The organism is Hymenobacter coccineus, from assembly GCF_001816125.1.
GTDB lineage: Bacteria > Bacteroidota > Bacteroidia > Cytophagales > Hymenobacteraceae > Hymenobacter > Hymenobacter coccineus.
Genome location: NZ_MDZA01000082.1, coordinates 1 through 10,061, shown reverse-complemented (window position 1 = coordinate 10,061; position 10,061 = coordinate 1). Strand labels below are relative to the sequence as shown.

General features: G+C 63.2%; 13 protein-coding genes. 9 read left to right on the top strand and 4 right to left on the bottom strand.

The window, feature by feature from the left end; translation table 11 throughout:
• The 7 genes from BEN49_RS06355 to BEN49_RS06325 form a co-directional block, all read left to right on the top strand.
• On the top strand, nt 1–1,150 hold a 1,150-nt coding region (locus BEN49_RS06355), incomplete at its 5' end, for a DUF4153 domain-containing protein (RefSeq protein ID WP_141765622.1).
• Between the two features lie 58 nt (nt 1,151–1,208).
• Nucleotides 1,209–1,427: a hypothetical protein gene (locus BEN49_RS06350; protein WP_070742220.1), complete on the top strand. Its 219-nt coding sequence runs from the start codon at nt 1,209–1,211 to the stop codon at nt 1,425–1,427.
• Between the two features lie 29 nt (nt 1,428–1,456).
• On the top strand, nt 1,457–1,969 hold the full coding sequence (locus BEN49_RS06345; protein WP_070742219.1) for a hypothetical protein: 513 nt from the start codon (nt 1,457–1,459) through the stop codon (nt 1,967–1,969).
• A 6-nt stretch (nt 1,970–1,975) separates the two neighbouring features.
• Nucleotides 1,976–2,275, top strand: coding sequence for a hypothetical protein (locus BEN49_RS06340; protein WP_070742218.1), 300 nt, complete (start codon nt 1,976–1,978; stop codon nt 2,273–2,275).
• 226 nt (nt 2,276–2,501) lie between these two features.
• Entirely contained in the window at nt 2,502–2,894 is a 393-nt protein-coding gene (locus BEN49_RS06335) for a hypothetical protein (RefSeq protein ID WP_070742217.1), read from the top strand.
• 53 nt (nt 2,895–2,947) lie between these two features.
• On the top strand, nt 2,948–3,376 hold the full coding sequence (locus BEN49_RS06330) for a hypothetical protein (RefSeq protein ID WP_070742216.1): 429 nt from the start codon (nt 2,948–2,950) through the stop codon (nt 3,374–3,376).
• Nucleotides 3,377–3,453: 77 nt separating this feature from the next.
• Nucleotides 3,454–5,841 carry a transglycosylase domain-containing protein gene (locus BEN49_RS06325; RefSeq protein WP_083325827.1) on the top strand — a complete coding sequence of 796 codons (2,388 nt, stop codon included), beginning with the start codon at nt 3,454–3,456 and terminating at the stop codon, nt 5,839–5,841.
• Nucleotides 5,842–5,844: 3 nt separating this feature from the next.
• Here the strand turns inward: BEN49_RS06325 and BEN49_RS26640 are convergent, their stop codons facing one another.
• The 4 genes from BEN49_RS26640 to BEN49_RS06310 form a co-directional block, all read right to left on the bottom strand.
• The gene (locus BEN49_RS26640) at nt 5,845–6,339 is read right to left on the bottom strand and encodes a hypothetical protein (RefSeq protein WP_125916561.1); all 495 of its coding nucleotides are present in this window, start codon (nt 6,337–6,339) and stop codon (nt 5,845–5,847) included.
• A 58-nt stretch (nt 6,340–6,397) separates the two neighbouring features.
• Nucleotides 6,398–7,303: a TIGR01777 family oxidoreductase gene (locus tag BEN49_RS06320; protein ID WP_070742215.1), complete on the bottom strand. Its 906-nt coding sequence runs from the start codon at nt 7,301–7,303 to the stop codon at nt 6,398–6,400.
• Nucleotides 7,304–7,444: 141 nt separating this feature from the next.
• Complete coding sequence (folE, locus tag BEN49_RS06315) at nt 7,445–8,104, bottom strand: GTP cyclohydrolase I FolE (protein ID WP_070742214.1); 660 nt, start codon at nt 8,102–8,104, stop codon at nt 7,445–7,447.
• Nucleotides 8,097–8,504 (bottom strand): 6-pyruvoyl trahydropterin synthase family protein, encoded by a 408-nt coding sequence (locus BEN49_RS06310; protein ID WP_070742213.1) that lies wholly within the window; start codon nt 8,502–8,504, stop codon nt 8,097–8,099. Before BEN49_RS06310 ends, folE begins: the two co-directional genes overlap by 8 nt.
• 270 nt (nt 8,505–8,774) lie before the next feature.
• On the opposite strand from BEN49_RS06310, the gene BEN49_RS06305 reads away from it, so the two are divergent.
• The gene (locus BEN49_RS06305) at nt 8,775–9,482 is read left to right on the top strand and encodes a hypothetical protein (protein WP_070742212.1); all 708 of its coding nucleotides are present in this window, start codon (nt 8,775–8,777) and stop codon (nt 9,480–9,482) included.
• A 125-nt stretch (nt 9,483–9,607) separates the two neighbouring features.
• Nucleotides 9,608–10,009: a hypothetical protein gene (locus BEN49_RS06300; RefSeq protein WP_070742211.1), complete on the top strand. Its 402-nt coding sequence runs from the start codon at nt 9,608–9,610 to the stop codon at nt 10,007–10,009.
• Nucleotides 10,010–10,061 lie beyond the last annotated feature (52 nt).

The following is a 10,061-nucleotide window of genomic DNA, read 5'->3' as shown; positions in this document are numbered from 1 at the left end:
GGCGCGCCGCAGTTGGTACTACGGCCGGCTGCTGCTGGGGCCCCTGGTGGTGCTGGCAGTGTTCCATGGGCTGTTTGCGGTGGCCAACCCGCGCTACGCCGACCTGAGCGGGCGGGCGCTGGCGGCGGTGGGCGCGTGGCTGGGGCGCCTCTGGCCCGATTTGTCGCTGGGCCACCTGCTGTTCCTGGGGCTGGGCTACGTGCTGGCGGCGGGGGCCCTGGTGGCCGTGCCGGTGCACTACTTCGCCGACCAGGAATCGCGGCTGGGCGAATTTGTGCGGCGGCAGCGCGACCGGGTGGCGTCGCTGGGCGTGCGGCGGCCCGATTTCCGGGCGCGCTCGTTTGGGGCCCTGGGCCTGCGCAAGGAGTGGCTGATGGCCGCAGCCGTGCTCGGGCTGGTGAACGCGCTGCTGCTGGCGGTAAACCTCATCGACATCAACTGGCTGTGGTTTGGCTTCGTGCCCGCGCCGGGCTTCGACCTAGCGCAGTTCGTGCACGAGGGCACGTACGTGCTCATTTTCAGCATTTTGCTGGCCATGGCGCTGGTGCTGTGGTTTTTCCGCCGCAACCTGAACTTCTACGGCCCCGGGCTGCCGTGGCTGCGCGCCGGGGCCACGGCCTGGGTGCTGCAAAACGCGGTGCTGGCCGTGTCAGTGGGCCTGCGCAACTACTACTACATCCAAAACCGGGGCCTGGCCTACAAGCGCTTGGGCGTATGTTTTTTCCTGCTGCTCACGCTGTTCGGGCTGGGTACTATGCTGCTCAAAATCTGGCAGCGCCGCTCCGTGTATTCCCTGGTGCGCCGCAACGCGCTGGCCGCCTACGCGGTGCTGCTGCTGCTGGCCGCCGGCAACTGGGAGGTGTGGATGGCCCGCTACAACCTCCAGCTGCGCTTCCAAACGGTCGACGTAGGCTTCCTGCTCGACTTGCCCGGCCGCGCCCTGCCCGAACTGCTGGCCGACCGCGCCCGGCTGGGCAAAGTCCCGCGGCTCACGAGCGAGAGCTACAGCGGGGCCGTGGTCGTCAGCCCCACCGATGCCCAGCGCCGCCTCGACGCCGCGGTGGCCACCTGGCGCCAGCGCCAGCGCACCTACGCCGGCTGGCAGGGCTGGAACTACGCCGACTGGCAAGCTGCAAAAAACCTGCGCTAAGTGGCCCGGGGGCCCTAATTACCTGTTTTAAAACACTGTCAATTAACTCATTATTTACATGACAATCAAACAATTCGCCTGCCTGGCGCTGTGCCTAGTGACCTGCCTGGGTGACCTGACCACTTTTGGCTTTTTGCTCTCGTGGCGCGACCGGGCGGCTACGCCCGGCCTGCGGCGGGCGCGGCTGCTGCGCGGGGTGGTACCGGGCGCGGTGGCGCTGGGGGCCCTGCTGCTCGCGGCCCTGGTACGCACCATGCTGCTGTGGTCGGAGCAATAAGGAATTATCCACTCAACGCCTTCGTCATCATGCCGTTCGTTCGCGCAACCAAGCTGAACGCCTACCAGGTGCTGGCTCGCAAGATTATCGTGCACGCCCGTACCTCGTTTCTGATCCCTATTTTTCAGCGGCTGTACGGGTGGGCGCCGGCGGGCATCCGGCTGGCCGAATTGCAGGGCCTGCCGCCCGGCACCTTGGGCCGCGGCGTGGACGACCTGCTGGCCCGCTACGGCCTGCAACTGATTCCGCGCTACGAAGACCACGACCTGAAACACGTGCTGCTGGGCTACGACATGATGCCGGAGGACGAGCTGAAGCTCAAGGCCTTCACGCTGGGCAACGGCGACTGGTCGCTCACCTGCGTGGGGTTTCTGCTCTTCGCCGTGCTCACGCCCGAGGGCTGGCCTGGACTACTGCGCCACTACCGCCGCGGCCGCCGAGTGCCCCCTGTGTTCCACTGGCGGCTGGCCAACTACGCCGCCCACGACCTGGCCCGCCTGCGCCAATCCATCGGCCTGCGCGTGAGCGCCGCCAAAAGCTAGGCCGCTGTGGAAAACAACCAAACCCCCTGGGGCCCCACGAAACCACCCGCTGCTCCTCACCCGCCGCGCTGGCTGCCGCCGTGGCCGGTGGTGCCGCCGCTGCTGTGGGCCACGGCTGCCGTAGCAGCGCTGGCGGTGCTTAGCCTGGTTCTCGGTCGCGAGTTGTGGTCAGATCCTAGCCGCGCCGAATCTGTGAACACGGCGCTGCTGCTGGGGGCCCTGGTGGTGGCCGGGCCGCAGGTTACGCAGGTGCTGTGGGCTTGGTCGGCGGCTTACGCGGGGCCCCGGTGGCTGTGGGTTGTTTGAGGTGGGGGCCCGGGCCGCGGCTGTGGGGCTGCTGATGCTGGAAGTGCTGGGCTGCCTGGCGCTGGCCGGCCTGGTGCTAATGCACGCATAAAGCGCTAGGTTATGCGGCCTAACGCGCAAAGGTTCTGTTTTTTGGCGTAATCTGGTTATTTTCGTCGCGCCGGCTGGTTTGTGCTCTACCGCGGAGCAGGGGCCCCAGTTGCCCCTCTTTAACCGTTGCCCGCTCATGGCCCGCTTTTTTCTGTTGCTGCTGCTGTTGGTGGCCATTGTGCTGGAGCTGGCGCTCACGGGCGGGGCCTTCTTTGCGCCGGCCTTCACGCTGGGCAAGTTTGGGGTGAAATACGGGCCCGACACGGCTTTTTTAGGCTACCTCACGGGTTGGTTCTTGCTGTTTGTGTCGGCGGTGGCGGTGCTGGCCTTTGCCTGGGTGTGGCAGCGGCGGCCGCACTTCGCGGCCCTGTGCTACCTTTTAGGGGCCTGGTGGATTGGGATTGGCGTGGGCATCTACGTCGTGTTCGGCAAGCCCGATAACCTGGTGCTCGACTCGCTCAAGGGGGCCCTGCTGATGCTGCTGGCCTGGCGCTGCCAGAGCGGCCGCATGCCCCTGCGGCGCAATTAAGCCAGCGGGGGGCCTATCTTGGGGCCGGGGCCGGTTGCGCCCCGCCGCTGCTTATGCCCCCTCCGCTCGCGCTGCCCGCCCCGCCCAAACTCTCGCGCCTGGGCCGGGCGCTGGCCACCGCCCAGGCCGCCAAAGAAACCCTGAGCTTCCTGCTGCTGGTGCTGCCGCTGGCCCTGGAGGCCCCGCTGGTGCTGGTATCGGCCCTGCCCGGGCTGGGGCTGTACCTGCTGCACCTGTACCTGGCCGGCGGGCGCGCCAGCCGGGGGCTGGCCCTGGCCACCTGGGTGCTCACGCTGGCCGACGAGCTGTGGACGGTGCTGCTCTACCACGACCTGGGGGCCCCGCTGCCGGCCCGCCGCCTGCACCTGAGCCACTGCCTGGGCATCGCCCTTAGCCTGCTGGCCCTGGCCGAGCTGGCCTGGCGCTGGTCGCGCCGCCGCCGGCCGGCAGCCCCCGCGGGCCCGGCCCAGCGCCTTGCCTAGGGCCCCCGCCCCGCCAGCGGTATATTTGTACTTCCGCGTGGCGGGGCCGTAGCCCCGCCTTCCACCTGCGTTCCTGCATGGCCGTTCCTTCCCCGCCCATCCCACCCGCGTCGCCGGCGCGCCTGCCCACCCCTTCCGGCCGCTGGCCGCGCCGCCTGGTGCGGTGGGCCTGGGTGCTGTTCGGGCTGAGCCTGGTGCTCTTCCTGGCCTACCCCATCCTGGTCAGCACCAACTTCTTATTTCTGTTTGGAAAGTCGCCGAGCCTGGCCGAGCTGGAAAGCCCTAAGGTGGAGCAGGCCTCCGAGTTGTACACCTCCGACGGGGTACTGATGGGCAAATACTTCCGCGAAAACCGCTCGCCGGTGCCGCTGAGCAAGATTTCCCCGTTGCTCATCAAAGCCCTGGTGGCAACGGAGGATGTGCGCTTCTACGAGCACGCCGGCATCGACGGGCCAGCCCTGCTGGGGGCCCTGGCGGCGGCGGCGCGCGGCGAAAAGCGCGGCGGCTCGACCCTCACCCAGCAGCTGGCCAAAAACTTGTACAAAACCCGGCGCGGCGAAACCCGCGGCGGTCTCGGCCACATCGCCGGCGTGAGCACGCTCATCAGCAAAACCAAGGAGTGGCTGACGGCCGTGGAGCTGGAGCGCCGCTACACGAAGCAGGAAATCCTGCGCATGTACCTGAACACGGTGGAGTACGGCTCGAACGCCTACGGCATCAAGGTGGCGGCCAAAACGTACTTCAATACCTCGCCCGACAGCCTCTCGGCGGTGCAGGTAGCCATGCTGGTGGGCGTGCTCAACAACCCCACGGCCTACAACCCGCGCTTCCACCCCGAAGCCGCCCGCCGCCGCCGCAACGTGGTGCTGGAGCGCATGGGCCAGGCAGGTCTCCTGAAAGCCAGCGAAGTAGGGGCCCTGCAAGCCCAGCCCGTGGCCCTGGATTACCACGTGGAGCGCCACATCGACGGGCCCGACAACTACTTCCGCGGGGCCATCGGCCAGCTCGTTACCAAGTGGTGCGACGACCACGACCTGGACCTGTACCGCGACGGCCTGCGCATCTACACCACCCTCGACTCGCGGATGCAGGACCACGCCGAAGTGGCCCTGCACGAGCGCATGAAAGCCTTGCAGCGCAACTTCGATAACTTCTGGCGCAACCGCGACCAAAACCCCTGGGTGGACGAGAAAGGCGAGGAAATCCCCGACTTTATCAACACCCAAATCAAGCGCACTGAGGTTTATAAAACCCTCAATAACCGCTACCACGGCAACCAGGCCCAGATTGAGGCGGCCCTGAACCTAAAGCGCCCGATGAAGGTGTTCACCTGGAAGCACGACGACGGCGACACCACGCTGGTGATGTCGTCGCTCGATTCGCTGGCCTACTACAAGCACTTTTTGCAGGCCGGCATGATGACCATGGACCCCTACACGGGCTCCATTAAGGCCTGGGTGGGGGGCCTGGATTACCGCTTCTTCCAGTACGACCACGTGAAGCAGGGCCGCCGCCAGGCCGGTTCCACCTTCAAGCCCTTCGTGTACCTCACGGCCCTCGACAACGGCTACTCGCCCTGCGACCGGATCCGGGACCAGCGCGTGACCATCAAGTACATCGAAAACGGCAAGCCCATGGAGTGGCAGCCCGACAACGTGACCCGCGAGTACACGGGCATCAACATGACCCTGCGCCACGCCATGGCCCGCTCCGTCAACTCCGTCACGGCCCAGCTTACCGAGCTGGTGGGCTGGGACAAAGTGGCCGTGTACGCCCGCAAGGTAGGTATTACCAGCCCGTTGCTGCCCGTGCCGAGCATAGGGTTGGGCTCGGCCGGCGACGTGAGCGTGTACGAAATGGTGGACGCCTACAGCACGTTTATGAACACGGGCTTCCGCTCGCAGCCCCGCCTCATCACCCGCATCGAGGACCGCCACGGCAACGTCATCCAGCAGTTCGACCCGGTGCAGCGCCGCGCCATCTCGCCCGAAACGGCCTGGCTGATGACCTACATGCTGCGCGGCGGCATGGAGGAACCGGGCGGCACCTCGCAGGCCCTGTGGGACTACGACCTCTGGCACAAAGACAACCAAATCGGCGGCAAAACCGGCACCACCTCCAACTATTCCGACGGCTGGTACATGGGCCTCACCAAAGACCTCGTAACCGGCGTGTGGGTGGGCGGCGAAGACCGGAGCATCCACTTCGTGGGCTCGCAGCAGGGCGAGGGTGGCCGCACGGCGCTGCCCATCTACGGCAAGTACATGGAGAAGATTTACCAGGATAAGTCGCTGGGCTACGACTACGGCCACTTCCCCGAACCCACGGTCAAAATCAACAAAAAGTACACCTGCACCTCGCCCAGCGAGCCCCGCCGCCGCGAAGCCGCCGTGGACACCATCGCCACCGATAACCTGCTGGAGCGCATGAACGGCGGGAGCAGCGTACCGGATAGCGTGCGGTAGTAATCAGCAGTTTGCCAATTGAGCAATGCTGTTGCAAACAGATTCGCCGGATTTGGTACCGAGAATAATAAATTCTCGTTTACTGCCGTCTTTATGCGTTACGAGGACTCGTCCATCATGAGGATATGGACCCATACCCCATTTCTTGTTCGGGTTGAAATGAACGCCCGCAATGTCTTTATAGGCTATTGCGAAGTTTGAATTGTCCATTGCACGCATCGACTCAGCATTGAAATCTACATTCTCATACTTTGCTGCGTAGCTGGTTTTTATGTATGAGTACGGGTTATTTAAATCACCCTTCACTGCCATTGTGCCAGTTATTGCCCGAGTCAACGGGTCACGTCCACCCTCAACGCTAACAGGACCACCCACTTTCAAGCCAATCAAGGAGTCATTAGTTAGAAATGTTAGAAAGGTGCGATTAAGTATCACCCAATAATATTCCATCGCTACAGAATGCTTTCCTTTAACGGACAAAAATTCTGCGACAGTCATTTTCGCTGTTAGCTAAGTTTGTGTTATTTAACGCACAGTCGCAAACGGCAGCCCGATATTACCCCGCGCTATACAGCTCCTTCAGGGCCCCGCGGAGCACCGGGTAATCGAACTCGAAGCCCTGCTTCATCACCTTTTCGGCGCTCACGTACTGGCCGGCCAGCACCATTTCGCTTTGCTCGCCCAGCAGCAGCTTGAGGGCGAAGCCGGGCACTTTGGGCAATAGTAGCGGGCGGTGCAGCACCTCGGCCAGCACTTCGGTGAAGGCCTCGTTGGTGGCGGGGTAGGGGGCTACGGCGTTGTAGGGGCCCTGCCAGGCATCGTCGGCCAGCATGGCCATAAACAGGTGGCACAAGTCGTCGAGGTGCACCCAGGACAGGTACTGCTGGCCGGTACCCAGTGGGGCCCCCAGGCCCAGCTTCACGGTGGCGGCCAGCGGCACCAGGGCCCCGCCCTTGGTGCTGAGCACCACGCCGATGCGCGGCGTGACGACCCGGATGCCCAGCGCGGCGATGGGTGCGGCGGCCTGCTCCCACTGTTCTGCCAGCTCAGCCAAAAAATCGTGCGCCGGGGGGGTGTCCTCAGTCGCCAGGCGGTCGCCGGTGTTGCCGTAGAGACCAATGGCCGATGCTGAGAGCACGGCTTGCACGCGGTGGCCGGGCTTGGCCAACTCGCGGTGCAGCAGCGCCAAGCTGTCAAGGCGGCTGGCCCCCAACTCTTTTTTGCGCTCCTCGGTCCAGCGGCCTTCGCCCACGTTGGCCCCGGCCAGGTTCACCACCACGTCGGCAAAAGGCACGGCGGCCGGGTCGATGGTGCCCGTGCTGGGGGCCCACACGAACGTTTGGTAGGGCCCCGTACTGCTGGCCTCGCGGCTGAGCAGGGCTACTTCGTGGCCGGCTTCGGTGAGCAGTTGGGAGAGGCGGGTGCCCACGAGGCCCGTGCCGCCGGTGATGAGGACTTTCATAGTTGGCTGATGGTTATGTAATTGATTGTTAAATTGTTTGTCTAATCTGTTGCAACCATAAAGTCACAAATCACCTACGACAAAACATACGCTCAAGCTCTCAGCACGACCAACAATTTAACCTCAAGGCCATTCAACCATTCATTTGCCAATCTGCCGCAGAAACTCGGTGCGCAACGCCGCGTCGGTGGCAAAGCGGCCGCCGTACTCGCTGGTGAGCGTTGAGCTGCTGGTATCGTTCACGCCGCGGCTCATCACGCACAGGTGGTCGGCCTCGATGAGCACGGCCACGTCGGGCGTGCCCAGGCTTTGTTGCAGCTCCTCTGCAATCTGGCGGGTGAGGCGCTCCTGCACTTGCGGGCGGCGGGCGTAGTGCTGTACCACGCGGTTGAGCTTGCTGAGACCCACCACGTTATCGGCTGGCAGGTAAGCCACGTGGGCCTTCCCCACGATGGGCACGAAGTGGTGCTCGCAGCACGAAAACAGCGTAATGTCGCGCTCCACCAGCAGCTGGTGGTAGCCGTAGCGGTTCTCAAACAGCTTCACGTGGGGCCGGTGGGCGGGGTTGAGGCCCCGGAACCACTCCTGCACGTACATTTTAGCCACCCGGTGCGGCGTGCCGGCCAGGCTGTCGTCGGCCAGGTCGAGGCCCAGCTCTTGCATGATGGCCGCGAAATGGCCCGCGATGGCCGCAATCTTGGTATCGTCCGCCGCGTCGAAAGCGTCGGGCCGCAAAGGGGTGCGCAGGCCGGGGGGCAGGTGCGCGTCGGGGGCGGGGCGGGCCCCGGAGTCGTTATCCATGGTATTCGGCAAAGTTACGCTCCGTCTCGTGGAGCGTGACGGACAACGCCAGCTTGGCCGCCAGGTGCGGGCGCAGGCGCTGCCAGATGGCCACGGCGATGTGCTCGACCGTGGGGTTCAGGGTGCGGAATTCCTCCACGTCCAAGTTGAGGTTGCGGTGGTCGTAGCGGTCAAGTACCTCGCGCTTGATGAGGTTGCTGAGCCGCTTCATGTCGTACACGTAGCCCGTGTCGGGGTCCACGGCGCCGGTGAGGCGCACCACCAAGTTGTAGTTGTGGCCGTGGTAGTTGGGGTTGTTGCAGGGCCCAAACACGCGCTGGTTCTGGGCCTCGTCCCAGGCGGGGTTGTGGAGGCGGTGGGCGGCATTGAAGTGCTCGGCGCGGCAGACGGTTACGGACATAGTTACACTTAACCGGGCCTTCACAAGCTTTGTTCGACCACTGGGCGGGCCACAGGTGCCGCCCAGTGGGCTCATTTTCGAACGCTCAATTTTATGATGGAAAGGCGAGTAAATTTGAATTATCTAATAAAAGTACAGTTTTAAGCCAAATTTTTGGTACTTTATGACGTGAACTTGCGGAATAGGTATAAATTTGAAATGCCAAACCACTCCCGTATTCTCTACGCATTTACAATCCTATATTTTTAGCTTTTTCTAATATTCACTTCCATGACCCAACGCCTACTTTTCTTCCTGTTTGCGTGCCTGGTTTCCTTCGGGGCCCTGGCGCAACGCTCGCCGGTGGACGAAACCGACAACACCATCGACGGCATTCCGCGCAAAGGCCAGCGCGTTTCCATTCAGCTTGACAACCGCCGCGTGGAAACGGCTTGGCTCAAATACCTCGGCGATAAATACCCCGGCAAGGTAAAGAACGTGAAAGGGATCATCAAGCTCGACGGCGTAGTGATTGACGATGTCTCGCCCACGCCGGTGCGCGTTATCTCTAAGGTCGACGGCATCCCGACGGGTACCACCGTGTGGTGGAGCATCGACTTGGGCAACGCCTACCTGGGCCGCGAAGCTACCCCGATGCAGTGGAAAGCCGCCGAGAAATTTCTTAAGGATTTTGCCCGCGGCATGTACCGCGAAGACGTAGTGGCCCAGATTTCGGAGGCCGAGAAGGCCTTGGTGCAGTCGCAGAACAACCACGCGGCCATCATCGCCAAAGTGGAGGTCATCAAGAAAGACGTGGACAAGAACAAGGCCCGCAAGCAAGAAATCCAGCAGCAGTTGGTCCAGAACGCGGCCGAACTATTGCAGTACAACAACCTGATTGATGCTAACCTGAAAGAGCAGGAGTCGGCCCGGACCGACATTGTGAACATGCGCGTATCGCTGGAATCGGTGAAGGACCGCATGAACAAGATAGAGTAAGGCCCCCATTAGCCCCGCCCGCAGGGGCCCCGCCAGTTGCTGGCGGGGCCCCTTTTTGGGCCCCGGCCAACCCTAGGCAGCATTTCTGCGTTGGAGAAAGACGTTTTACATACGATTTAGTACCCATGGAAAAGACCGAAGTTCAGCACCAGAACCACCTCGACGGCGCCGTCAACATTTTGTCGCAGGATTTGGTAGAAGAAGCCAGCCGCGCCGGCCTCGACAATCACCTGCAGCGCTGGATTGAAGATCTCAAGGCTGTTAACAATCCCCAGCTGCACCAACTGATTGTGGATATGCAGGAGCTGAAGGCTCACTTCGGTAGCGGTACCTACGACAAGGACACCATCGGCCGCTTGCTCACGCGCCTCGGCAAGAGCACGAGCCAGGCTGCTGTGTTTGCTGAAGGCAACACCCAGCCCCGTGTAGAGAAGCTGGGCGAAGCCCTGCTGGCTGCTGCCAAGCAAGTGCAGGGTGGCGACGAGAGCACCCCCGCCAGCGACCTGGCAGCCGACTCGAGCAAGTAGGCTCAGGGATAAAATACAGAGACGCAGCCCAGCCACCGGGGCCTGGGGGCCT

What these genes read in the sequence shown, in the direction of transcription:
- folE (WP_070742214.1), bottom strand. Translation starts at nt 8,104, where the DNA reads ATGGATAACGACTCCGGGGCCCGCCCCGCCCCCGACGCGCACCTGCCC.
- BEN49_RS06320 (WP_070742215.1), bottom strand. Translation starts at nt 7,303, where the DNA reads ATGAAAGTCCTCATCACCGGCGGCACGGGCCTCGTGGGCACCCGCCTC.
- BEN49_RS06330 (WP_070742216.1), top strand. Translation starts at nt 2,948, where the DNA reads ATGCCCCCTCCGCTCGCGCTGCCCGCCCCGCCCAAACTCTCGCGCCTG.
- BEN49_RS06350 (WP_070742220.1), top strand. Translation starts at nt 1,209, where the DNA reads ATGACAATCAAACAATTCGCCTGCCTGGCGCTGTGCCTAGTGACCTGC.
- BEN49_RS06310 (WP_070742213.1), bottom strand. Translation starts at nt 8,504, where the DNA reads ATGTCCGTAACCGTCTGCCGCGCCGAGCACTTCAATGCCGCCCACCGC.
- BEN49_RS06325 (WP_083325827.1), top strand. Translation starts at nt 3,454, where the DNA reads ATGGCCGTTCCTTCCCCGCCCATCCCACCCGCGTCGCCGGCGCGCCTG.
- BEN49_RS06335 (WP_070742217.1), top strand. Translation starts at nt 2,502, where the DNA reads ATGGCCCGCTTTTTTCTGTTGCTGCTGCTGTTGGTGGCCATTGTGCTG.
- BEN49_RS06300 (WP_070742211.1), top strand. Translation starts at nt 9,608, where the DNA reads ATGGAAAAGACCGAAGTTCAGCACCAGAACCACCTCGACGGCGCCGTC.
- BEN49_RS06305 (WP_070742212.1), top strand. Translation starts at nt 8,775, where the DNA reads ATGACCCAACGCCTACTTTTCTTCCTGTTTGCGTGCCTGGTTTCCTTC.
- BEN49_RS06345 (WP_070742219.1), top strand. Translation starts at nt 1,457, where the DNA reads ATGCCGTTCGTTCGCGCAACCAAGCTGAACGCCTACCAGGTGCTGGCT.
- BEN49_RS26640 (WP_125916561.1), bottom strand. Translation starts at nt 6,339, where the DNA reads ATGACTGTCGCAGAATTTTTGTCCGTTAAAGGAAAGCATTCTGTAGCG.